This is a genomic window from Lacticaseibacillus daqingensis, from assembly GCF_003946115.1.
Taxonomy (GTDB): Bacteria; Bacillota; Bacilli; order Lactobacillales; family Lactobacillaceae; genus Lacticaseibacillus; species Lacticaseibacillus daqingensis.
The window spans coordinates 32,118-54,301 of sequence record NZ_RHOH01000002.1 but is presented as its reverse complement, the minus strand read 5'-3'; the positions used below and the strand labels follow the sequence as shown (position 1 = coordinate 54,301).

21 protein-coding genes are annotated in these 22,184 nt (G+C 58.5%); 8 read left to right on the top strand and 13 right to left on the bottom strand.

Going from position 1 to position 22,184, the window contains the following annotated elements; translation table 11 throughout:
* The first annotated feature begins 12 nt into the window (after nt 1–12).
* Both EKM88_RS13560 and EKM88_RS02405 read left to right on the top strand, forming a co-directional pair.
* Nucleotides 13–144, top strand: coding sequence for a hypothetical protein (locus tag EKM88_RS13560; RefSeq protein ID WP_263853024.1), 132 nt, complete (start codon nt 13–15; stop codon nt 142–144).
* Between the two features lie 14 nt (nt 145–158).
* Nucleotides 159–1,853, top strand: coding sequence for an oleate hydratase (locus EKM88_RS02405; RefSeq protein WP_125702743.1), 1,695 nt, complete (start codon nt 159–161; stop codon nt 1,851–1,853).
* A 268-nt stretch (nt 1,854–2,121) separates the two neighbouring features.
* Here the strand turns inward: EKM88_RS02405 and EKM88_RS02400 are convergent, their stop codons facing one another.
* From EKM88_RS02400 to EKM88_RS02375, 6 genes are all read right to left on the bottom strand, one after another.
* Nucleotides 2,122–3,081 (bottom strand): ABC transporter permease, encoded by a 960-nt coding sequence (locus EKM88_RS02400; RefSeq protein ID WP_125702741.1) that lies wholly within the window; start codon nt 3,079–3,081, stop codon nt 2,122–2,124.
* Nucleotides 3,078–4,193 carry an ABC transporter permease gene (locus tag EKM88_RS02395; protein ID WP_125702739.1) on the bottom strand — a complete coding sequence of 372 codons (1,116 nt, stop codon included), beginning with the start codon at nt 4,191–4,193 and terminating at the stop codon, nt 3,078–3,080. Before EKM88_RS02395 ends, EKM88_RS02400 begins: the two co-directional genes overlap by 4 nt.
* Nucleotides 4,183–5,721: an ABC transporter ATP-binding protein gene (locus EKM88_RS02390; RefSeq protein WP_125702737.1), complete on the bottom strand. Its 1,539-nt coding sequence runs from the start codon at nt 5,719–5,721 to the stop codon at nt 4,183–4,185. Before EKM88_RS02390 ends, EKM88_RS02395 begins: the two co-directional genes overlap by 11 nt.
* 121 nt (nt 5,722–5,842) lie before the next feature.
* On the bottom strand, nt 5,843–6,889 hold the full coding sequence (locus EKM88_RS02385) for a BMP family lipoprotein (RefSeq protein WP_404819955.1): 1,047 nt from the start codon (nt 6,887–6,889) through the stop codon (nt 5,843–5,845).
* A gap of 319 nt (nt 6,890–7,208) precedes the next feature.
* On the bottom strand, nt 7,209–9,014 hold the full coding sequence (locus EKM88_RS02380) for an FtsX-like permease family protein (RefSeq protein ID WP_125702735.1): 1,806 nt from the start codon (nt 9,012–9,014) through the stop codon (nt 7,209–7,211).
* Nucleotides 9,015–9,033: 19 nt separating this feature from the next.
* Entirely contained in the window at nt 9,034–9,792 is a 759-nt protein-coding gene (locus tag EKM88_RS02375; RefSeq protein ID WP_125702733.1) for an ABC transporter ATP-binding protein, read from the bottom strand.
* Between the two features lie 292 nt (nt 9,793–10,084).
* Here EKM88_RS02375 and EKM88_RS02370 point away from each other — a divergent pair, with 292 nt between their 5' ends.
* The 4 genes from EKM88_RS02370 to EKM88_RS02355 all read left to right on the top strand — a co-directional run bounded on the left by EKM88_RS02370 (nt 10,085) and on the right by EKM88_RS02355 (nt 15,461).
* The gene (locus EKM88_RS02370) at nt 10,085–11,677 is read left to right on the top strand and encodes an APC family permease (RefSeq protein WP_125703623.1); all 1,593 of its coding nucleotides are present in this window, start codon (nt 10,085–10,087) and stop codon (nt 11,675–11,677) included.
* Nucleotides 11,678–11,830: 153 nt separating this feature from the next.
* Nucleotides 11,831–13,483 carry an APC family permease gene (locus tag EKM88_RS02365; protein WP_125702731.1) on the top strand — a complete coding sequence of 551 codons (1,653 nt, stop codon included), beginning with the start codon at nt 11,831–11,833 and terminating at the stop codon, nt 13,481–13,483.
* Between the two features lie 285 nt (nt 13,484–13,768).
* A complete protein-coding gene (hflX, locus tag EKM88_RS02360; protein WP_125702729.1) occupies nt 13,769–15,043 on the top strand; it encodes a GTPase HflX in 1,275 nt (424 codons plus the stop codon).
* 1 nt (nt 15,044) lies between these two features.
* Nucleotides 15,045–15,461: a GNAT family N-acetyltransferase gene (locus tag EKM88_RS02355; RefSeq protein WP_125702728.1), complete on the top strand. Its 417-nt coding sequence runs from the start codon at nt 15,045–15,047 to the stop codon at nt 15,459–15,461.
* Between the two features lie 78 nt (nt 15,462–15,539).
* Here EKM88_RS02355 and EKM88_RS02350 read toward each other — a convergent pair whose 3' ends face one another.
* From EKM88_RS02350 to EKM88_RS02320, 7 genes are all read right to left on the bottom strand, one after another.
* Nucleotides 15,540–15,938: a GNAT family N-acetyltransferase gene (locus EKM88_RS02350; RefSeq protein WP_125702726.1), complete on the bottom strand. Its 399-nt coding sequence runs from the start codon at nt 15,936–15,938 to the stop codon at nt 15,540–15,542.
* 47 nt (nt 15,939–15,985) lie between these two features.
* Entirely contained in the window at nt 15,986–16,645 is a 660-nt protein-coding gene (locus EKM88_RS02345; RefSeq protein ID WP_125702724.1) for an amino acid ABC transporter permease, read from the bottom strand.
* A gap of 15 nt (nt 16,646–16,660) precedes the next feature.
* Nucleotides 16,661–17,305: an amino acid ABC transporter permease gene (locus tag EKM88_RS02340; RefSeq protein WP_125702722.1), complete on the bottom strand. Its 645-nt coding sequence runs from the start codon at nt 17,303–17,305 to the stop codon at nt 16,661–16,663.
* Nucleotides 17,305–18,126, bottom strand: a complete 822-nt coding sequence (locus tag EKM88_RS02335) for a transporter substrate-binding domain-containing protein (protein WP_125702720.1) — start codon at nt 18,124–18,126, stop codon at nt 17,305–17,307. The genes EKM88_RS02340 and EKM88_RS02335 overlap by 1 nt, the downstream gene beginning before the upstream one ends.
* An 11-nt stretch (nt 18,127–18,137) precedes the next feature.
* Nucleotides 18,138–18,875: an amino acid ABC transporter ATP-binding protein gene (locus tag EKM88_RS02330; RefSeq protein ID WP_125702718.1), complete on the bottom strand. Its 738-nt coding sequence runs from the start codon at nt 18,873–18,875 to the stop codon at nt 18,138–18,140.
* Nucleotides 18,876–19,173: 298 nt separating this feature from the next.
* Nucleotides 19,174–20,001, bottom strand: coding sequence for a DUF6681 family protein (locus EKM88_RS02325; RefSeq protein WP_125702716.1), 828 nt, complete (start codon nt 19,999–20,001; stop codon nt 19,174–19,176).
* A gap of 14 nt (nt 20,002–20,015) precedes the next feature.
* Complete coding sequence (locus tag EKM88_RS02320) at nt 20,016–20,483, bottom strand: hypothetical protein (RefSeq protein ID WP_125702714.1); 468 nt, start codon at nt 20,481–20,483, stop codon at nt 20,016–20,018.
* 231 nt (nt 20,484–20,714) lie between these two features.
* Between EKM88_RS02320 and EKM88_RS02315 the strand changes: the two genes are divergently transcribed.
* Nucleotides 20,715–21,386 (top strand): VIT1/CCC1 transporter family protein, encoded by a 672-nt coding sequence (locus EKM88_RS02315; protein ID WP_125702712.1) that lies wholly within the window; start codon nt 20,715–20,717, stop codon nt 21,384–21,386.
* A gap of 12 nt (nt 21,387–21,398) precedes the next feature.
* Nucleotides 21,399–22,097, top strand: coding sequence for a VIT1/CCC1 transporter family protein (locus tag EKM88_RS02310; protein ID WP_225418423.1), 699 nt, complete (start codon nt 21,399–21,401; stop codon nt 22,095–22,097).
* Nucleotides 22,098–22,184: the final 87 nt, after the last annotated feature.

The following is a 22,184-nucleotide window of genomic DNA, read 5'->3' as shown; positions in this document are numbered from 1 at the left end:
CGGTGAATTCTAATGAAAAAAGCATTCTGGCTCACAGCTGCTTTGAGTGTTGCGGCAGCCACAGCGTACGCGTTGCACAAATTAGATTGGTTTCACGATGAGGCTAAGGACTATACCATTTTCGAGTCGCATCGCGCTGCGTAAGGAGGATAGGCATAATGATTAAACACAAAGCGATTATGATCGGCGCCGGTTTGGCCAACATGGCCAGCGCCGTGTACTTGATTCAGGAAGGCCACTGGGCCGGTGATGCCATCACGTTTTACGGCATCGATGACCACGGCTCCAACGACGGCAGCGCCGCCTCCGAACAGGCCGTAGACTACTGGAACCAAAACCACCCGCTTGAAAACACCAAAGGCTACCTCGCCCGCGGCGGCCGAATGCTCAACTACCGGACCTACGTGGACCTGATGGACTTGCTCAGCCGCATTCCGTCAGCCACCGAAGCCGGCATGACGGCTGCTGAGGACACGCGCGACTTCGACGCCAAGCACCGCACGTTCGACAAGGCGCGCCTGATGCGCCGCGGCGAGGGCATTCTGCAGGCCGGCAAACTAGGGCTGAACAACCAGGACCGCCTGCTGTTGACGAAGCTCGTGATGATGCCGGACAAAGACGAGGAACAGCTCGACAACCTCAGCATCGCCGACTACTTCAAGGATGATCCGCACCTGTTCACCACCAACTTCTGGTACATGTGGGAAACGACTTTTGCCTTCCGCATTCAGAGTTCCGTGCAAGAGCTACGTCGCTATATGCACATGATGCTGTACGAGTTCACGCAGATCGAGCACCTCGTCGGCGTCAACCGCACCCGCTACAACCAGTTCGAATCCATCATGTTGCCGTTGATCAACTACCTGAAGGACGCAGGCGTGCACTTTGAACTCGGGACCATCGTCACCGACTGGCAGTTCAAGGACAGCCAGATGCAAGACGAAATCACGGTCACCGGCCTTGAGATCACCGATGCCAATAGCGGTGAAGTGACCCACCTGCCGGTCGATGACGACACCGCCGTGATCTTCACCAACGGCAGCATCACCGACTCCGCCACCATCGGCGACTATCACACCCCGGCCCGCGAGAACATGGACTACGGCCTGAGCGCCAACCTGTGGAAAAAGGCCGCCGAGCGCTTCTACAACCTCGGCAACCCGGACAAGTTCTTCGCCGATCGCAACGCCTCGGAGTGGGTCTCCTTCACGCTGACCACCAGCGACCACGTGCTGCTCAACGAGATCACCCGCATCACCACGCAGGTCCCTGGCAACGCGCTGAACAGTTTTCTCAGCACCGCCCCGGTCACCGAAGACGGCAAACCGGATGTCAACATGTCCATCGTGGTGCACCACCAGCCGCACTTCACCACCCAAAAGCCCAACGAGGCCGTCATCTGGGGCTACTTCCTGTACCCACGGCGCACCGGCGAGTTCGTGGCCAAGCCGTACATTGAAATGACCGGTGAAGAAATGCTGCAGGAGCTGATCGGTCAGCTCAGCATGGTGGACCCTGGCCCAATCAACATCCGCGAAAAGACAGACGCGATCATGGCCAGCGTCATCAACTGCATCCCGTGCTACATGCCGTACGCCTCCGCGCTGTTCAACAACCGCGCCAAAGCCGACCGGCCGATCGTCATTCCGGCCCACTCGACCAACCTGGCCTTCACCGGCGAGTTCGTCGAGCAGCCGTACCAGATGGTCTTCACCGAGCAAAGCGCCGTGCGCTCCGGTGAAATCGCCGCCTACCACTTCGCAGGCATCCCGATGCGCCGTCTGGTTAAGACGCCGCGCTACGACAAGGACATCCCAACCTTGCTGCGAGCGACCAAGAAGATGTTTGAATAAGGGCTTGAAAAGAGCGCATAAGCGCTCTTTTTTTGCAGTCTTTTAGGTGCGAATGGCCGCGGTCAGGGATGTTTCAAGTGATGCACAACCAGTTCCCCCTGCCACTCGCGCCTAAATGCGGGCGCAGGTGTCAGGCCAGAGTTGATTAGGCAGTTCAACCGCGGCGCGCGACAGCCTAATAGCCGGCGAAAGCCCCCGCATCACCGCGCCACGCTGTCCTGGAATCAAAAAAAGCGGCTCACCCGAAGGTCAGCCGCTGACGTGTTGCTTAGTGTGACTTGATGAATGTCGTCCCATCGGCGGCAGGCGCCTTGGAACGGCCGATGAACAGCACCACCACGATGATCGTGATGAGGTACGGGGCGATGGTGAACCAAACGTCTGGGACGCTGGCGATCACCGGCACGTACTTACCGATGATGGCAAGGCTCTGCGCGAAGCCGAAGAAGATGGCGGCACCCATCGCACCGATCGGATGCCACTTCCCGAAGACCAGCGCCGCCAGGGACATGAAGCCCTGCCCAACGATGGTCGTTGCGGAGAAGTTCAGCGTGATGCTCTGAGCCATCACCGCACCGCCGATGCCGCCCAGGAACCCAGACAGCAGCACCCCGATGTACCGGTACTTGTAGACGGAGATCCCGAGGGAATCCGCAGCCTCTGGGTGTTCCCCAACGGACCGCAAGCGCAACCCGAACTTGGTGTACTTGAGCACCCACCAAGAGAGAATGGCGACACCGATGCCGAGGTACGCCAGCAGGGAGGTGTTCGTGAAGAAGATGTGGCCGATGAACGGGATCGCACTCAGCCCCGGGATGGTCACAGTGGCCAGCGGGTGCTGGAGGATATCCGTCTGACCGCGGCCGTCAAAGATCAGCTTGGTCAAATAAACCGCCAAGGCGGGCGCCATCAGGTTCAGCACCGTCCCAGAGATGATGTGATCCGTGCGCCAGTTGATGGTCGCCACGGCATGGATGCAGGAGAACAGCACGCCGATCGCGCCGCCGACCAAAAGCCCCAGCCACGGCGTCAAGGCGCCAAAGGTGTCGCCCATTTTGAGGTTAAACACCACGCTGCCAAAGGCGCCCATTACCATGATGCCTTCCAGCCCAACGTTGACGATCCCGGACCGCTCGGAGAAAGTGCCCCCAAGCGCCGTGAAAATCAGCGGCGCGGAGTAAACCAGCGAGGTGGAAATAACAGTCAGTAAAAGTGTGTCGAGGTTCATGAGTGCACCTCCTTCGTGTCAGTGGCGGCCGGTGGGACCGGCGTTGACGCCGTCGGTTTAGCCGGCTTGCGGAGCTTGGCGAACCAGTAGCGAATAATGTAGTTTGCCCCAACGAAGAAGATGATGGAGGCAACCACGATACTCGTGATCTCTGGTGGCGTCGTCGCGGCGATCGAGATGTTTAATCCCCCGATCGACAGCGTCCCGAACAGCAGCGCGGCAAACAAAATCCCGATCGGGCTGCCGGCTGCCAGCAAGGCAACGGACATCCCATCGAACCCGATGCTTGGCAGCGCCGTGTTCACGATGATGTTCTGGAAGTTGCCCAGCCCTTCCATCGCGCCGCCCAGGCCACACAAGGCGCCTGAGATCAGCATGGACGCCATGATGGTGCGCTTAGGCGACATCCCCGCGTAACGAGAGGCGTCTTCGCTCATCCCCACCGCGCGGATCTCAAAGCCCAGCGTGGTTTTCTTCAGCAGCCAGGCGATGAAGAATACCGCCAAGACGGACAGGATGATGCCGTAATGGAAGGTCGAGTTTTGGGTCAGCTGCTCCAAAAACGGGGTGCGTAACCGCGCGGCCTTTGGGATCATCTTGGAGTAATCGCCGTCCCCAACGGTCATGTACGCTTTGACGATCGCGTTGGTCGCGTACAAGGCGATGTAGTTCAGCATGATGGTCGTGATCACTTCATTGGCCCCAAAATAGGCGCGGAAGTAGCCCGCCAACCCGGACCAAAAGGCCCCGGCCAGCGCGGCCACGATCAAGGCCCCGGGAATGATCAAGATACTTGGAAGACCCGGGAAGGCGTTGGCAAAGGCCACAGAAGCCAGCCAACCGACCAGCGCCTGACCAGCCAGCCCGATGTTGAAGAACCCGGCATAGTTCGCGACCGCGAACCCGAGGGCCGTCAGCATCAACGGCGTGGCGGAACGCAACACTTCCCCGATCGCATTGGCAGAGCCCAGCGCCCCGGTGAACATGTTGACATAGTTGGAAATCGGGTCAAACCCCGACAGTAGCATGATGATGGCCCCGACCAAGAGGCCCAGAAAAATCGACGTGAGCGGAATGCCCAACCCACTGATCCAAGTATTCTTAATTCTCATGGGTGGCCTCCTTTGCGTGCTCAAGTGTTTCCCCAGTCATCATCAACCCGATCTGTTGCTCGGTCAGGTCGCTTGTCGCGCTTTCACCAACAATGTGGCCGTTGTGAATGACCGCGATCCGGTCGGACAACTGCCGGACTTCATCCAGCTCAAATGAGATCAAGAGAACGGCGTGGCCAGCAGCCCGCGCCTTAAGGAGCTGGGCGTGAATGAATTCAATGGCCCCGACATCTAGTCCGCGCGTGGGGTTCATCGCGATGACCAGCTGTGGGTCGCGGGACAGCTCACGGGCGATGATCAGCTTCTGCTGATTCCCCCCGGATAAGTCCCCGGCTTTTTGTTGCAGGTTGGCGTGGCGCACATCGTAGTCGTCGAGCAGCTGCTCGGTGGTTTGGACCATCACCTTGGTGTCCATGACGCCGTGGTGCGACAACGGTGGCTTGTAGTAGGTCTGAAGCGACATGTTTTCGACCAAGTCCATCGGCATCACCAGACCGAAGCGCTGCCGGTCTTCCGGAATGTGGCCAACGGAGGCCTCGGTGACCTCACGCGGCGTGGCGTGGGTCAGGTCCTTGCCACCGATCAAAATCTGGCCGGCAGTCACGGGCAGCAGGCCGGTGATCGCCTTAACGAACTCGCTTTGGCCGTTGCCATCGATCCCGGCTAAGCCGAGGATCTCCCCGCCGCGCAGCATCAGGCTCAGGTCACGCACATGCGCCACCTTGTCCTTGTCCTCCACGACCAGGTCCTTGACCTCAAGCACCGGGGCCCCTTCCGGCATCGGCACGCGTTCGCGCGCGAAGTTGACATGGCGGCCCACCATCTTGTCCGCCAGTTCGGCAGTGGACGTGCTGGCCGGCACCGTGTCGATCTTCTTCCCGCGCCGAATGATGGTGATCACATCGGCCACCTGGCGCAGCTCGGCCAGCTTGTGGGAAATCAGCACGACCGCTTTGCCTTCCGAAGCCAGCTGGCGCATGATGTCGAGCAGCTCGTCGATTTCCTGCGGCGTCAGCACCGCAGTCGGCTCATCGAAGATCAAGATGTCCGCCTGCCGGTACAACACTTTCAGGATCTCGACCCGCTGCTGCATGCCCACCGAGATGTCCTCGATCTTGGCGTCCGGTTCAATGCGCAGCCGGTACTTCTCGGACAGCGCCATAATGTCCTTTTTGGCCTTCGTGCGGTCGATCTTACCGCCCTTGGTCGGCTCGGCGCCCAGAATGATGTTGTCGATGACGGAGAAGTTTTCCACGAGCATGAAGTGCTGGTGCACCATCCCGATGCCCAAGGCCGTGGCGTCTTTAGCGGACTGCAGGTGGGCCGCTTTGCCGCGCACCTCAATGGTGCCGCTCGTCGGGATCAAAATGCCAGACAACATGTTCATCATCGTTGTCTTACCGGCCCCGTTTTCGCCCAACAACGCGTGGACTTCACCGAAGTTGATTGTCAGGTCCAGGTGATCGTTCGCGACAAAATCGCCGAAGCGCTTCGTCAGCCCCGTCACTTTGATTGCTGGTTCTGCCATGTACTCACCCTTTCTTTGCCGCGTACCGGGGGTGGCTCGACACGCGTGTGCTGGTAAAAATGGGCTAAGGTCAGACAACTGTCCACCCTCAGCCCATATTGCCAGAAAAAGTATTCTGTCGTTACTTCAGATCAGCAGGCTTTTCGGCCACCGTGATCTTGCCGTCGATGATCTGTTGCTTGTATTCCTGAACGGACTTCCAAGCGTCTGCGCTCATGTTCCCCTTGACCAGCGAAACCCCGTTTTCCTTCAAGCCGTAAACGGTGGTCTTGCCGCCAGGGAACTTGCCATCCATCGCCGCGTCAGCAACCTTGTTGATGGCCGTCCCCACACCCTTGATGGTGGACGTCAGCGTCAGGTTACCGCCAGAGTACTTCCCTTCAGCGGTTTGGTCTTGATCGACCCCGATGACCCAGACCTTCTTGGACTTGATCACGTTCTTCGCCGCGGAGAAGACCCCGGCACCGGAACCACCCGCCGCGTGGTAGATCACGTCAACGTTGTTGTTGAACATTGCGGAAGCCAGGGACTGGCCGATCGCAGGCTTGCTGAAGTCGCCAACGTACTGGATGTCCACTTCGATCTTCGGGTTGACCGTTGCCACCCCTTGACGGAAACCGGCTTCGAAACGGTCGATCACTTCACTGTGCATCCCACCGACGAACCCGACCTTGTTGGTCTTCGTAGTCTTGGCTGCGGCAACCCCGGCCAGGAAGGCGCCTTCGTTGTCCTTGAAGGTAACGGACGCAACGTTCTTGCGGTTCACGACGTCATCGATGATCAGGAACTTCGTGTCCGGGTTGGCCTTGGACGCCTTGGTGATGGCGCTGACCAGCTTGTAGCCGGTCCCGACGATCATCGCGTACTTCGCCTGAATCAACTTGTTGATGTTTGGCGTAAAGTCGGCATCGGAGTTGCTTTGTGCGTAGTTGTAGCCACCGACCCCTTTAACTAAGTCGTGTTTCTTGCCCCACTTCTCGAGCCCTTCCCAACCACTCTGGTTGAACGACTTATCATCAACACCGCCACCATCGGTGACTAATGCGACTGAGTGCTTCGGGTCGGTCTTCCCTTTGGTGTCACTCGTTTGCTTGCTGCCGCAGGCCCCCAAAACTGTTGCCGTGACCGCGACCAGCGCGATCATGCCAAGCTTATGACTGATTTTCACGACTATTTCCCCCTTATCGGATAGCTTCTCCGTTGTTATAAAAATTGTAGCATGCTGACCCAATTCGTTCAAGAACGACACTACTTACTTATTGCATAACGTTCGGATTTGAATCGGTTACATTCAAACCGCGTTGCCTTAGGCTTCGGTCCCGAATGAAAGAACAAAAACCGGCGCAAATAGCGTGTGAGCGCTTACATTCTCACGAAAAATTAACTTAATTTCCCGAAAAAAAACGCAAAAAACCGCAGGTAACTTTCTGGCGGACTTTTTCCGCAACAAAAAAGCCGGACTCATGGCCCGACTTTCCTGCCTGCGACTAATCCGTTGCAAGCGATTTTTGAATGACGATCGTTTCGTACAGCCACACGGTCAGCCCGTAGTAAATGGCGTAAAGCAGGAGGAAGATCCCAAAAGGCACGATCAGGTTCCCATAAGGGTGCGCCAGCAAACTGTCAAACATCTTCAGGCCAAACAGGACATGAACCACCCCAAGCAGCCCCGGGAAGAAGAACAGCGCACCGATTTCCTGGCGGATCGACCGCCGTAACAGCCCCTTGCGGACCCCGACCTTTTGAAGCATCAGGTAGCGGCTAGCATCGTAACTGGCCCCACTGAGAATTTTGAACATTAAGGTGGACGCCAGCATGGCGAGGAACGCGATCCCAAGGAAGAAGCCCATGAAAGCAAAGCCGGAGTACATGCCGTTCAGAATCTCATAGTAGTAGAACTTCTGGCCAATTTGCATCATCGGATTGACCTTGAAGCGCTTCGTCTGGGCCGTGGCCATGGTTTTGATGGTGTCGTAATTGCCGATGAAGTCGCGCACGACATACGTGCGTATGATGTGCGTGGTCCCGGTCTGGACCGCGAATTGGGCGGCTGGGAGCACCACCACCCCTTTGCCGACATCGGTAGGGCGCACCAGCATGTCGGTGTCTGCGCCGGCCTGAACCAGCTGCGCGAACGTCTTAGCGTCGGCCTGACGGAGCTTGGCCACGTTGTCCTCAAACACCCGCAGCCGGAGCGGGTGCGCGTTGACCTCGGTCGCGTTGAGGTAAACCGTCTTGCCGCTCACCTTTTGGGTGTACAGGGCTGCATGCATGACACCGGTCAGCTTCGTGGCGGCTGCGCGCTCGCTGGCGGGCGCATCAATGGTGACCACATCATAGGCGTTCAGCTCGTTGGCGCGTTCCGGGATCTCGCGTTGGAAGCCGAGCCCCACGGTGATTGCCCCCAGCGCCAGGGCAAAAAGCATCGCCACAACGGCCAGGATCTTGGTGTAATCACGAATCCGAAAACTCAACTGGCTGAGGGTAAAGGTGTGCAACCCCCGGGCGGCGAAGCGGTGGTTGCGCTTGAGTAAGTCGATCAGGGCCACCAGCAGCGCGTTGAACAACAGATATGTCCCCAAGACGATGGTCACGAGTGCAATACCGATCGCCATCAACCCGATCTTCATCATTTGGCCCATCGCCACATAGCCGATGCCCAGTAGAATGACGGCGGCGACCGCCTCAAGGATCAGGCCCCAGCCCTTTTGGCGGATCCGGTTCGGGGTCGTGTCGGCGTGAAGCAGTTGCAACATCGGGGTTTTGAGCAAGCGGATCGCGTTGATCACCGCCGCCACCACGAACATCGCGAGGAAGAAGCCGAAGGTGGCAAGGATCGCCGGGCCCCAGAACACCGAGAAGTGCGTGGCCGGCGCGTGCAGCATGTTGATCAAAATGCGGCCGGCCACCCCGGTCAGCCCCATCCCCACCAGCGTTCCCACCACCGAGGCAAGGAAGCCAACGCTGACGGTTTCAATGAAAATCAGCTGGGCGATCTTGCGGCTCTTGGCGCCGAGCATCATGAACATCGCATAATCGCGCTGGCGCATGCTCATCAAAAACGTGTTGGCGTACACAATGTACACGGTGGTGATGATGATCAGGAGCACCTCACCGAACCCAAAGATGATGGTCGTTGAGGATACCGGCGAGTTGGCCGTCAGGAACGCTGAGTTGGTCGCCAGAGCCATGAACATGTAAAAGACCGCGCTGGCGATGACGAGCCCCGAGAACAAGACCGCATAGTCGCGGAAGCGGGCACGAATCCCGCCGAGTGCTAATTTGCGTAACATAATCTCTCCTTACCCCCCACTACTTCTGGAAGGTGCCCAGGGTGTCGAGAATCTCTTGGTAGAATTCCTCTTGCGTTTTGTCCCCATGGCGCAGTTCCTGGCCGATCTGGCCGTCCTTGATGAACAAGATGCGCTGCGCGTAACTGGCGGAGAACGGGTCGTGGGTGACCAACAAAATGGACACGCCCTGCTGTTGGTTCAGCCCCTGCATCGTGTTCAGCAGCTCGCGCGCGGACTGAGAGTCCAGCGCCCCGGTCGGCTCGTCCCCGAACAGGATGGCTGGCTCCTGCACCAGCGCCCGAGCCGCCGCAACGCGCTGCTTTTGCCCCCCAGACAACTCGGTCGGGTAGTGATCCAGCACCGCCGCGATGCCCAGCGTCGCGGCGATCTTATCGACGGCCTGCTGCTGGCGGCTGTGGGAAACGTTTTGAAGCGCCATTGGCAGCGCAATGTTCTCCCGCGCGGTCAGGTTCTCCAGCAGGTTGAAGTCCTGGAAAATGAACCCCACTTGCTTGGCGCGAAAATCAGACAACTTATCGCCCTTGAGTGCCGTGACATCCTGGCCGTTGATGGCCACGGTGCCGCTGGTGGGCCGATCGAGCGTGGACAGAATGTTCAACAGCGTCGTCTTCCCGGAGCCACTGGCCCCCATGATGCCGACGAATTCGCCGGTTTGGACGTCAAAGGTGATGCCTTTCAGCGCCTGGTACTGCTTTTCGTTGGCCTTCCCGTAAGTCTTGGTGATCTCGTGAACGCTCACGACCGGTTGATTTTGCATGTCGATTCCTCCGTTAATGAATTGCATGATGCTATCGTACCGCATCCCACCAACCCGTGCGCGAACATTCACCTAACAAAGCTGTAAGTTGACCCGCTTTTCAGAAAAACCTTTAACTTATGATGTTTTTCTTATAGAATAATCACCGTTGTTTTTTAAGGAGGCGGCGCGCTTGCGACACAACAAGGCTCCGGGTCACGCCCTTGTCGGCTGACCCTCATCTAATAGGAGCGAATCATTGACCACAAAAACTGACCAACCGCACTACATTCCCTGGTTCATCATCGGTTTGATGGACTTTGTCACGGTCATCGGCTTCGATGACATCATTTATAACTTTCGCAACCAAGGGCTTGTCGCCCTGTTCACTTGGGTCCTGATGACGTTTTTTTACGTCATCCCCTACAACTTGATCGTCGCCCACCTCGGCTCGACCTTTGCCGCAGAAGGGGGTGGGATCACCAGCTGGATGCGCCAAACCAACGGCGATACCGTGGGATACTTTGCCGGCTGGTTCTACTGGATCACCGAGCTGCCATACGTTGTGGACGTCGCCAACTCCGTCATTATCAGTGCCAGCTGGCTGCTGTTTGGCAACGGGGACATCCAATCCCACATCGGGAACGCCTGGTTCGGCATCCTGAGTGCGGTCGTGTTCGTCGCCTTCATCTGGCTGGAGCACCTGTTCAAGAACAAGTCGCTTGAGGTCATGTCCACCATTGGCGGCATCGCGATGTTCGGCATGACGGTGCTGTTCGTCATCATGACCTTTGTCGGTCTGAGCCAAGGGCGGCCGATCGCCACGCACCCGTTCAACTGGCACGCGTTCATGCCCAAGCACTTCTTCTCCCTGTCCTTCCTATCCACCTTCGGGTTGTTCGTCTTTGCCATGAACGGAGCCGAGCTGGCCGCACCGTACACCAAAAACATGAAAAATCCGGCCAAAGACTTCCCCAAAGCCCTGAAGATGATCGCCATCATGACCATGTTTCTCACGCTGTTTGGGACGTTTTCGCTGGGGGTCTACTTCAACGCCAACGACTTGCCGCATGACCTCAAGATGAACGGGAACTACTATGCCTTTCAGCTGATCGGCCACCAGTTCGGGGTGGGCAACCTGTTGCTGTACCTCTTCACGGCCACCCAGCTCATGTACGACCTGGCCCAACTAGCCATTTTGCTGGACGCATCGACCCGCATCTTCCTCTCCGACACCAACAAGCGCTTCCTACCGCGGCAGCTGACCAAGATGAACGCCGACGGGCTACCCATCAACGGCTACTGGCTGACCACGGCCATCTGTGGCACCATCATGGCGCTGGGCGGCCTGCTGCCCAAGATCAACGACATCTTCAACTGGCTGCTAGACCTCAACGGGATCGTCAGTCCGTTTGCCACCTGCTTCCTGTTTTGGGCCTTCATGGGGGCCCGCAAGCACGCTGACCGCTTCCCCAAGCCCGACTACCAGCACCTCAAGTCGGATAAACTGGGCTTCGGCGTGGGCCTGTGGATGTTTGCGGTGACCTTTGTCCTGGCGGTGCTGGGCTTCTTCCCCACCGATGCCAACGCCCGCACCTTCACGCTGATGCTCATCTTGAACCTGGCCGTTCCCACTGGCATGATCATCTTGGGCTTCATGATGCCGTGGCTGGCTAAGCGGCAACAGAACCACGGGATGGCCTTTAGCCCGCGCGGCTGGCAGGTGATCACCGCCGCCTTGATGCTGGCCGCCGTCATCGCCACCACGTACGGGGTGGACGTGCGGCTGCTAGCTCACGTGGGCGCCGGTTTGCGCTGGTCGGTGGTGGTGCTGGCCGACCTGGCCGTGCTGGCCTTCGTCATTCGCCTCACCCGGAATGGCCGCCACGGGATTCAAAGCGCCTGATGGCCCTTGAACGCGACGATAGCGTCGCGTTTTTGTTTTCAGAAATTCTTAATTTTTTTCAATGAAAAGGGTAGCTCAACCCGCATCGGTGGATTAGAATGGGAAAAGCAGTTTTTCCCCACTGGGGACGCAATAATCTTAAGGAGACACCACATGCAACCCGAGACGAAGCAAAAGCAATACATTCCGTGGATGATCGTTGGCCTGATGGACTTCGTGACCGTCATCGGCTTTGATGACATCATCTACAACTTCCAGAACCAAGGGCTGGTCGCGGTGACCAGCTGGGTCATCATGACCATTTTCTACGTTATTCCCTACAACCTGATCGTGGCCCACATGGGCTCGACCTTCTCCGAACTCGGTGGGGGGATCACCAGCTGGATGCGCCAAACCAACGGCGACACGGTGGGCTACTTTGCCGCCTGGTTCTACTGGATCACCGGCCTGCCTTACGTGGTCGACGTCGCCAACTCCGTGGTCATCAGCTTCGGCTGGATCGCCAACGGGAACGGCGACATTCAGAGCCACATGGGCAACGCCTGGTTCGGCATTTTCACCGCCGTCGTGTTCGTGGTCTTCATCTGGCTGCAGCACTTCTTCAAGAACAAATCGCTGGAGTGGATGTCCACGATCGGCGGCGGCGCGATGTTCATCATGACTGTGCTGTTCGTCATCATGACCTTCGCAGGCCTGGCCAACGGCAACCCGATCGCCACCCACCCGTTCAACTTCAGCGCGTTCATGCCCAAGCACTTCTTCTCCCTGTCGTTCCTGTCCACCTTCGGGCTCTTCGTCTTTGCGATGAATGGCTCGGAACTCGCGGCCCCGTACACCGCGGACATGAAGAACCCGGCCAAGGACTTCCCGAAGGCCCTGAAGATGATCGCCATCATGACCATGTTCCTGACCCTGTTTGGCACCTTCTCGCTGGGCGTCTACTTCAACGCCCACCACTTGCCCAACGACCTTAAGATGAACGGCTCCTACTACGCCTTTCAGGCCATTGGCAAGCAGTTCGGCATGGGTAACAGTCTGATGTACCTGTTCGCGGTGGTTCAAGGCGTCTACATGCTGGCGCAGCTGGCCGTCATTTTGGACGCGTCAACGCGCGTGTTCCTGTCCGATGTGGCCAAGCGCTTCATGCCGCGGCAGCTGACCAAGAAAAACTCTGACGGCCTGCCGATCAATGGCTACTGGCTGACCACCATCATCTGCGCGGTGATCATGGCACTGGGGGGCATGCTACCTCGGATCAACGACATCTTCAACTGGCTGTTGAACCTGAACGGGATCGTCAGTCCCTTCTCCACCTGCTTCCTGTTTTGGTCCTACGTCATGGTGCGTCGCCACGCTGACCGCTTCCCGACGCCGGCTTACAAGTTCATCAAGTCGGATAAGCTGGGCTTCATCGTGGGGCTGTGGATGCTGATCGTCACCTTCCTGCTCGCAGTGCTGGGCTTCTTCCCAACGGATGCGGATGAAAGCACCTTTGCCTTGATGCTGACGCTGAACATCGTGGTCCCGATCGGCATGGTCGTGTTAGGCTTCATGATGCCATGGATCGCCAAGCGCCAAAGCCAGCGCGGCAACGCCTTTGGCCGCAGCGCCTGGTGGGTGTTCACCGTCGTGCTGGGTGCCGGCCTGATCGGCCTGATCAGCTACGGCATGTACACGAACCTGCTCAAGGGGCTGGCCAGCGTTGGCCTCAAGGCAGCGCTGATCGCACTGGTCGACTTAGTGCTGCTCGGTGCGATCATCACCTTCACCAAAAACGGCCGCAAGGGCATTGTCGAGGCCGACTAAACCCATGGAACGAACCCACCGGCTGGGTTCGTTTTTTTGATCCCGGCACGTTGCCGGTCAAGGGTGGTACCGCGGGGCCGAACATGGTACACTAGTCCTAATTAGATGGAAGGAGTCGACCCGCAATGCGTTTACGGACAGTGGCCACCCAGACAATTGGATAACCCAGCGCTTTTGGCGCCACTGCAGCGAGTCGAATCAACGGGACCAGTCTGGTCACAGTGAGGAAGCCGTTCGCTTCCTTTTTTTGTGCGCTCGCACGCGGTGGCCCAGTAAGGAGAAAATATGCAAGAACAACACCAAGCACCAGAAAAAGTCATTGTGACCGGGATCTCACGCGGTCAGGAGAACTTCGATTACACCATGCAGGAACTCGCAGAGCTCGCGCGCGCCAACAACTATGAGGTGGTCGGTGAATCGCGCCAGAACCTTGACCGCAGCACCGCCGGCTTTTACTTCGGCACCGGGAAGGTGGAAGAGATCGGCGAGCTGGCCCGCGCACTTGACGCCACCACCATTCTCGTCAATGACGAGCTTTCCCCGTCGCAGCTGCGCAACATCGAAAAAGTCACCGGGCTGCACGTTGTCGACCGCACCCAGCTGATCCTTGAGATCTTCGCCAACCGCGCGCAAAGTAAAACGGCCAAGACCCAGGTCGAAATCGCCCAGTTGCAGTACGCCCTCCCACGCCTGCACCCCAGCGCCAACAAGCTGGATCAGCAAGGCGGTGGGGGCCTCGCCAACCGTGGGGCCGGGGAATCCAAGCTCGAAATGGACAAACGGGTGCTGAACAAGCGCATTGCGCGGTTGCGCCAGGAGCTCAAGGATGCCGACATCGGTGAAACCGTGCGGCGCGCCAAGCGCGAGGAAAACGAGCTGCCCGTCGTGGCCCTAGTCGGCTACACCAACGCCGGCAAGTCCACCACGATGAACGGCCTGCTCAGCCTGTACGCCGATCACCCCGAAACCAAGCAGGTCTTTGAAAAGGACATGCTGTTTGCCACGTTGGACACCTCCGTGCGTCAGATCACCCTGCCCGACCACCGCAAGTTCCTGCTGTCCGACACGGTCGGCTTCGTGTCGAAGCTCCCCCACAAGCTGGTGGACTCCTTCAAGGCGACGCTGGCGGAGGCAGCCAACGCCGACCTGCTGATCCAGGTGGTGGACTACGCCGACCCGCACTACCCGGACATGATGGCCGTCACCGCCAAAACCCTGAGCAGCATCGGAATCGAAAACATTCCGATGATCGAGGCGTACAACAAGGCCGATCTGCGCCCAGACACGACCTTCCCCGAGGTCAACGGCAACCAGTTCATTTACTCTGCCAAGGACCCCCAGTCACTGGCAAAGCTGGTTGAACTGATCGAAAGCAAGGTGTTCGCCGACAACGAGACCAACACCTACTTGATCCCGTTCGCCAAGGGCCACCTGACCGACTTCATCAACCGCGAAACCGGCGTCGTCCGCACCGATTACACCGATGTCGGCACGAAGATCACCACCGTGGTCAACCCGATCCAAGCCGGTAAACTCAAAGACTACCTTTGGGAGGACTAACATGGTAACGTACACGTGGGCGCGGCCCACCGTTATCACCGATGACGCCATCCTGGCGCTGTACCAAAGCGTGGGCTGGACCGCCTACCTCAATGACCCGGCCAACACCTTGGCGGCACTTGCGGCTTCGCCCGTGCTGTGGGCGACGGATGGCCCCGCACTGATCGGCCTGATCCGCGTGGTCACCGACCATCACACGATCGTGTACGTGCAAGACCTGCTAGTGGCACCGGCGCACCAGCGCCAACACATCGGCCGCAGCTTGATGACTCAGCTGCTCGCACACTTTGCCGCCGTCGGTCAGGTGGTGCTTCTGACCGATGACGCGCCACGCACACAGGCCTTTTACACCGCGCTGGGCTTCACCGAAGTCACCCCGGCCGCTTACGGCCGCGCGTTTGTGCGCGACACCCGCTAACACAAAGCGAGCCCCGCTTCTCTTGTGCACACCGGTGTGCACAAGAGGAGCGGGGCTCGCTTTTTCAGTTGCTTGAAGTCATGGCATCTCATCTAATGTCATCACCATCGACGCTTCTTGGTCAAAGCCTAGCTGGCGGTAAAATGGCGCCGTCGCCAGGTCCGTTGACAGGGTCAAAATGCCCAACCCGCGCGCCTTGGCGCCTTGCACTAAGGCGCGGACCAACGCCGAGCCGACGCCTTGATGCTGGTTGCGTGGCGCCACCATAATATCTTCGAGGTAGCCGTGCTCAAGGCCCATCGAGACGATGTAGCCAAATGCGATCAGTTGGCCTTGGGCGTCGCGGGCACTCGCATACAGGAAACTGCGCGCAAAAACCGCCGGGTATTCGCGTTGACGTGGCCCCCAGCCCACCGCGGCGCGGAGTGCTGGCACTTCATCCGGCGCAATCGCGCCATTCAATTCGATCTGGATCATCGCAACACTCCTTGGCGCGCCTAGGCTGCCATTTGCCCCCAGCGGCCTTACGCGTGGTTCAAGCGGCGGTTGATCAGCCGCGCCCCGATCGACAGTGTGTAGTTCGCGATGAAGTACAGCACCGCCAGCGCCACGAACATCGGGATCGCATAGTTTGCGTTCTGCCCGTACACGATCTGCGCGTGGTAGGTCAGCTCCGGTAACAGGATGATGGTGGCCAGGCTCGTGTCTTTGACCAGCGAGATAAACTGGGACACGATCGGGGGGATCATCTTCTTGAACGCCTGCGGCAGGATGATCTGAATCATCGCCTGTGCGTACGACAGGCCGTTGCTGCGGGCGGCCTCCATCTGGCCGATCGGCACCGCGTTAATGCCGCTGCGGACGATCTCAGCCAGCATCGCGGACTCAAACACAGTCATCGCCACGATCGAGGCCGGGATCACGCCGAGGCGGATTCCGATCTTCGGCAGTGCGAAGTAGGTGAAAAACAGGATCAACAGCAGTGGCAGGTTCCGGAGCAAGTCGATGAGGAACCCGACCAGGCTACTGAAGAAGCGCACCTTCACGTACCGGGCAATGCCCAGCAGCGTGCCGATCAGAAAGCTGAAGAAAATCGAGGTGACCGACACCTCGACGGTGACCCACAGGCCCCGCAGTAAGAACGCGAGGTTGACTTGCGAGTAAGCATCAATAAAATTCTGCATTGTGTCAGCCCTCCTTTACGCGGTGACCCACTTTTTTTCTAAGTAGCGCATCAAGTACGACAGCGGCATCGTCAAGACGAGGTAGAAGACCCCCACCGCCAGGTAAGTGTCAAAGGTATCAAAGGTCAGGTTCGCAATGATTTTCGCCTGGTACATCAGGTCAAAACCGGCCACAAACGCCAGCACCGAAGAGTTCTTCACCAGGTTGATGAACTGGTTACCCAGCGGCGGAATCACGATCTTGATCGCCTGTGGGAAGACGATGTGTACCATCGCCTGGGTGTAGGACATCCCCACCGAGCGTGCCCCTTCCATTTGCCCAACGGCCACGGACTCGATGCCCGCGCGCACGGTTTCGGCAATGAAGGCGCTGGTGTAGATCGTCAGGCCGATGGTCCCGGCGGTGAACCCGTCGACCTTCACAATGAACATCGGCACGATCACGAAAAATGCCATCGTGATGACCAAAAGCGGAATGTTGCGAATCAGTTCAACATAGGCGCGGCCGATGAGGCGCACCCACTTGCGGTGCGAGATCTCCATCAGCGCAAAGGCTGTGCCGATGACCAGGCTGCCGACCAGTGCGATGAGGCTCGCCATCAGCGTGTACCCCAGCCCGGCGCAAAGCGTGGCCCAGTGATCCGTGATAATCGAGAACATCACTCCACCTCCTTGGCGTCAAAGCCCGGGATGTCCCCGAACCATTTGTTGACCAGCCGCGTGTAAGCGCCGCTGGCCTTGAGTTCCTTGAGGGCCTGGTTGATGGCCAGGCGCAGGGCGGTTTGGCCCTTATTCATCGCGATCCCGTAAGGCTCCTTCGTGAAGGTGCCACCGACCACAACGTAATTCGGGTCCTGCTTGGACATCCCGTACAAGATCCCGTTATCGGTGGTCAGCGCATCGCCCTGCCCCGACTTGAGCGCGGTGAACGCCTGCGCGTAATCGGACAGCTGAAGCACGGTCGTTTTCGGCGCGGCTTTTTGCACGTTGTCCACTGAGTTGGAGCCTTGCACCCCGATGACCTTCGTGCCCGCCTTGAGGTCGGCCACCGTTTTGATCGGGCTACCCTTCTTGACCAGCAGTGACTGCCCCGCATTGAAGTACGGATCCGAGAAGTCTAAGACCTTCTGGCGCTCAGGTGTGACCGTCATGGTGGCGATCACCGTGTCGAGGTTCCCGCCTTTGAGCATCGGTACCCGGGTGTCTGAGGTCACCTGAACCAGCGTGGCCTCGGCGCTTGGGCCGAGGATCTGCTTGGTCAGCGCACGCGCCATATCCACGTCAAAGCCCTGAATTTTGCCGGTCTTCACGTTCATTAAGCCAAACAAGCGGGTGTCGGCCTTGACGCCCCAGACGATGGTATTGACTTCCTTGGCGTGGGCCAGCGCATCACGCGAGGCGGCGTCCTGCCCACACGCGGTCAAAACCGCCGCTAGGCCCAGCGCCACCACCATTGCGAGGGTCTGTTTGAATAATTTCATGCAGCCACCTCCTAATGGTTAAAGATCTTGCTGATGAACTCCTGCGCACGCGGTTCCTGCGGGTGTTCAAAGAAGCCCTTCACATCACGCGAGTCTTCCAGGATCTGGCCATCCGCCATGAACACGATGCGGTCGCCCACACGTTGAGCAAAGCCCATTTCGTGGGTGACCACCACCATGGTCATCCCCTGCTTGGCGATTTTTTGCATGACGTCCAGCACATCCCCGATCATTTCCGGGTCAAGCGCGGAGGTTGGCTCGTCAAACAGGATGGCGCGCGGCTTCATCGCGAGACTACGCGCGATGGCCACCCGCTGCTTTTGGCCCCCTGACAGTGCGGCGGGGAACTTGTGGGCCTGGTCGACCAAGCCGACCATGTCGAGCAACGCCATCGCCTCTTTTTGCACCTCATCCTTCGGCCGGTGCAGCACCAGCGTAGGACCAAGGGTGATGTTTTCCAGCACCGTTTTGTTCGCGTAAAGGTTGAAGTGCTGGAACACCATCCCCACGTTTTTGCGGATCTTGTTCATATCGGTGTGCTTGTCTGCAAGGTCAAAATCGTTGACAATCAGTTCACCTTCAGTGATATGTTCGAGCCCGTTAATGGTGCGCAGGAGCGTACTCTTCCCGGATCCGGACGGTCCGATCACCGTGACGACCTCGCCCCGGTCGATCGTCAAATTGATGTCTTTGAGTGCGTGAAACTTCCCATAGTACTTCTCAACGCCGTGAAACTCGATCATTGACATCGAATCCCTCCTCATATTGTTCGGTTCGTCGGTTTTTGGCGACAACGGTTACGTCCACGATATCGCAACAGGTGTCACCAAAGCAAGCATTTCGTTTGACGGCAGCATAAAAAAATAGACCCTGCGGTCAATTAAATCATTAGAATAATATTACCGGGTTTTGCGTGCCCGCGCAAATTTATTTTTAGCTCAGGCTTATCTCCGCGCTAATCACGGGCTACTGTAATCGGTTTCGCTCGCGTTGCATCAACAAAACCGGGCGCGGTGCGGCCATTACGCGCCACCACGCCCGGTTATCCTACGGGGTCGCCATACGCGCCTTCGGGGAATAGGCGAGCTGAACCGTCAGCGTATATGGCGTCGTCTGCTTGATCAGCCCACTGCGGCCCGGCTGCATCACTTCCCCGCCGGTCAGGTACACATGGGCGGCCGCCAAGTCGTAATCCGCCAAGGCGGCGGCAACAGGCATCAGCCCCACCCGCGTGACCGTTGCCAGTGGCATCGGGGTCAGCGCATTGAGCCCCCCCATGACGACTAAGTCCGCCCCCACCGGCTGCAGCGCATAAAACGGAAGCTCAAACGGGCCACCGATGGCCATCACCGGCTGCTTGGTTTGCCGGGCCACCCGGGCCACGGCACGCTCGTCCAGCCCCTGGTAATCAACGGTGAGGGCACCTTGCGCCTGAAGGGTCGCAACCAGCGCGTTGAGGTTCTCCTGCTGAGCCGGCGCAATCGCCACGCTCGTAGGCAAGACACGGTCCTCGTCGAACAAGCCGCTGGCTGCCCCGGTTTGGCTGGTGCGCGCCAGCTGCTGCTCCGCCGCCCGCATGGCTTGGGGATTGCCGCCCAGGGCCTTTTCCACCTTGGGCGAGATATCCCACTTCAGCTGCTTATCCGTGTAATAGTAGATGAAATTCAGCACAATGAAGTACAGCAGGACAAAAAACGCCAGTAAAAACAGCGTCCCTGCCAGGCGGAAGCCCGGATAGCGCAGGTGGCGAATTGCTTGGTACAGCAAGAAAAAGTTCGCGCCGAACGCCACCACCGTGAAGGCCTTGCCTTTAGCTTTGTCCTGAATGTTGAAGTAGCTCAGCATTCGATTCAATAGATCTAATGCGGTCAGCATCTGGATCCTCCCGTCTATTGGTTGCCGGCATCGGTCGCCGGCTTGGTGGATTGACTCGACGATGAACTGGATGAGCTGCTGTCACTGCCGCTCCCGCCAACGCCACCGGACTCCCCGGTCGTCTGATCGCCCCCAGTGGTGTTGTCGCCACCAGTTTGGGTTTGGTCTTGGTCAGTTTGCGGCCGACTCTCCTGGCTGGACGTGACGGTTGACTGACTTGCAGACGCATCGTCAGACGATTCTTGGGCCGGTGAACTGCTTGTTGCCGCGTCACTGCTGCTCGTGCTCGAAGGACTACTTGACGTGCTGCTGGGTTGCGACTGGCTGGCCTTCATGCTGGCCAAAAGCGCACTTTGGTCCGCCTCGGACTTGGGCGTACTGGTTGGGTTGACGGCATTGTTGATCAGACTATAGCCACTGATCAAGATGATGATGGAAACGATGGCCGCTGGTGAAAGCAACGGCGGGGTACGATAAGCCATAACGAGCACTCCTTTGGATAGATTCTACTCGAATTATACCTTAGAAGCGCCAATGAACCGGTAAAGAAAGGGCAAAGTTCCGGATCAGCCGCCCCTTGTCCCACCCTGTGACTAATGGCACAATAAGCGTGACAAATTTAACTAGGTGTGCCTAAACTCTTGAATCACTCGGTCAGACGTGTATACTTGACCGTAGATTAGAATGATTCTATTCACCAAGGAGTGGGCATTATGAGCAACAATTTAGCGGAACGAATCAACGTCATGCGGGCAAGCGTGATGGGTGCCAACGACGGGATTTTATCCGTCGCCGGGATCGTCATCGGGGTGGCCGGGGCTGGTACCAGCAACGCCGCCATCCTGCTGGCCGGCCTATCGGGAATGCTCGCCGGCACGGTGTCGATGGCAATGGGCGAATACGTGTCGGTCAATTCCCAGCGTGACAGCGAAAAGAATGCACTGAGCAAGGAAAGCGCCGCCTTAGACAATGATTTCGCCGGTGAGTTCGCCTTCATTCAGCACAAGTACGAGGCAACGGGCATCTCCGCGGACTTAGCCGCCCAGGCCACGCGCGAGATGCTCGCGCATGATCGCATCACCGTTGCCACACGAGAGCGCTACGGCTTTGACCCGCACGAAAAAACCAGCGCGATCGCCGCCGCACTGGCCTCGATGTGCGCCTTCCCGACCGGCTCGATCCTCCCGCTAGTCGCCATCACGCTGTTCCCTGAGCGCATCAAAGTGCTTGCCACTGTGGTCGCCGTGATCGTGGCGCTGGCGTTCACCGGCTACGCCGCGGCGGCGCTGGGCAAAGCCGACCGCGGCCGCGCCGTGCTGCGCAATGTCGTGTCTGGCCTGCTCACGATGCTTGTCACCTACTGCATCGGCGCGCTGTTTGCCTAAGGAGGCCTGATCATGCTAAAAGTTGCGACCCATATGACCAAACCCAAGCAGACCATGGCCGAGCGCGCCAACACGTTGCGCGCCGGGGTCCTCGGAGCCAATGACGGCATCTTGACCGTGGTTGGCGTCCTGTTCTCTGTCGCCGCGGCGACCAGCAACCACTTCACCATCTTCATCGCCGGGCTCGCGGATCTCCTCGCCTGCGCGTTTTCAATGGCCAGTGGGGAATACGCCAGCGTCAGCGCCCAAAAAGACACGGAAAAGGCAGTGGTGGCCACCGAAGCAGCCAACCTCAAACGCGACGCGGCCGGTGCGCACCAGACCGTCGTGACCTACTACACAGACCGCGGCGTCACACCGACCACCGCCGCCAAAATCGCGACCCAACTGATGGCCAAGGACGCCTTGGGCACCGTTATCCGGGTGAAGTACAGCCTCACCCTAGGCCACTACATGAACCCCTGGGACGCCGCGTTTTCCTCCCTGGTGGCCGCAGCCAGCGGCGGGCTCTTCCCGCTCATCGCCATGACCTTCCTGCCCGCAAGCGTGGCCTGGCCTGGCACCATTTTGGCCGTCGTCGCCTCAGTTGCGTTAACCGGCTTTTTGGCCGCCAAGTTTGGCGATGGTCTGACCCGCCTCGCCGTGGGACGTAATGTGATCATTGGGATCCTGACAATGATCATCCACTATGGGATCGGCCAACTGATGTAAGCCGCCGCGCAAACAGCGCCAAGCCATGCGTAACGGCCCAAGACTGGCTCACGACCATGCCAAAGTGTTCTGGCAAGAAGCGATGCC

Bases quoted from the DNA above. Each gene is read 5' to 3' on its own strand.
- EKM88_RS13560 (WP_263853024.1), top strand. From the start codon at position 13: ATGAAAAAAGCATTCTGGCTCACAGCTGCTTTGAGTGTTGCGGCAGCC.
- EKM88_RS02405 (WP_125702743.1), top strand. From the start codon at position 159: ATGATTAAACACAAAGCGATTATGATCGGCGCCGGTTTGGCCAACATG.
- EKM88_RS02400 (WP_125702741.1), bottom strand. From the start codon at position 3,081: ATGAACCTCGACACACTTTTACTGACTGTTATTTCCACCTCGCTGGTT.
- EKM88_RS02395 (WP_125702739.1), bottom strand. From the start codon at position 4,193: ATGAGAATTAAGAATACTTGGATCAGTGGGTTGGGCATTCCGCTCACG.
- EKM88_RS02390 (WP_125702737.1), bottom strand. From the start codon at position 5,721: ATGGCAGAACCAGCAATCAAAGTGACGGGGCTGACGAAGCGCTTCGGC.
- EKM88_RS02380 (WP_125702735.1), bottom strand. From the start codon at position 9,014: ATGTTACGCAAATTAGCACTCGGCGGGATTCGTGCCCGCTTCCGCGAC.
- EKM88_RS02375 (WP_125702733.1), bottom strand. From the start codon at position 9,792: ATGCAAAATCAACCGGTCGTGAGCGTTCACGAGATCACCAAGACTTAC.
- EKM88_RS02370 (WP_125703623.1), top strand. From the start codon at position 10,085: ATGGACTTTGTCACGGTCATCGGCTTCGATGACATCATTTATAACTTT.
- EKM88_RS02365 (WP_125702731.1), top strand. From the start codon at position 11,831: ATGCAACCCGAGACGAAGCAAAAGCAATACATTCCGTGGATGATCGTT.
- hflX (WP_125702729.1), top strand. From the start codon at position 13,769: ATGCAAGAACAACACCAAGCACCAGAAAAAGTCATTGTGACCGGGATC.
- EKM88_RS02355 (WP_125702728.1), top strand. From the start codon at position 15,045: ATGGTAACGTACACGTGGGCGCGGCCCACCGTTATCACCGATGACGCC.
- EKM88_RS02350 (WP_125702726.1), bottom strand. From the start codon at position 15,938: ATGATCCAGATCGAATTGAATGGCGCGATTGCGCCGGATGAAGTGCCA.
- EKM88_RS02345 (WP_125702724.1), bottom strand. From the start codon at position 16,645: ATGCAGAATTTTATTGATGCTTACTCGCAAGTCAACCTCGCGTTCTTA.
- EKM88_RS02340 (WP_125702722.1), bottom strand. From the start codon at position 17,305: ATGTTCTCGATTATCACGGATCACTGGGCCACGCTTTGCGCCGGGCTG.
- EKM88_RS02335 (WP_125702720.1), bottom strand. From the start codon at position 18,126: ATGAAATTATTCAAACAGACCCTCGCAATGGTGGTGGCGCTGGGCCTA.
- EKM88_RS02330 (WP_125702718.1), bottom strand. From the start codon at position 18,875: ATGTCAATGATCGAGTTTCACGGCGTTGAGAAGTACTATGGGAAGTTT.
- EKM88_RS02325 (WP_125702716.1), bottom strand. From the start codon at position 20,001: ATGCTGACCGCATTAGATCTATTGAATCGAATGCTGAGCTACTTCAAC.
- EKM88_RS02320 (WP_125702714.1), bottom strand. From the start codon at position 20,483: ATGGCTTATCGTACCCCGCCGTTGCTTTCACCAGCGGCCATCGTTTCC.
- EKM88_RS02315 (WP_125702712.1), top strand. From the start codon at position 20,715: ATGAGCAACAATTTAGCGGAACGAATCAACGTCATGCGGGCAAGCGTG.
- EKM88_RS02310 (WP_225418423.1), top strand. From the start codon at position 21,399: ATGCTAAAAGTTGCGACCCATATGACCAAACCCAAGCAGACCATGGCC.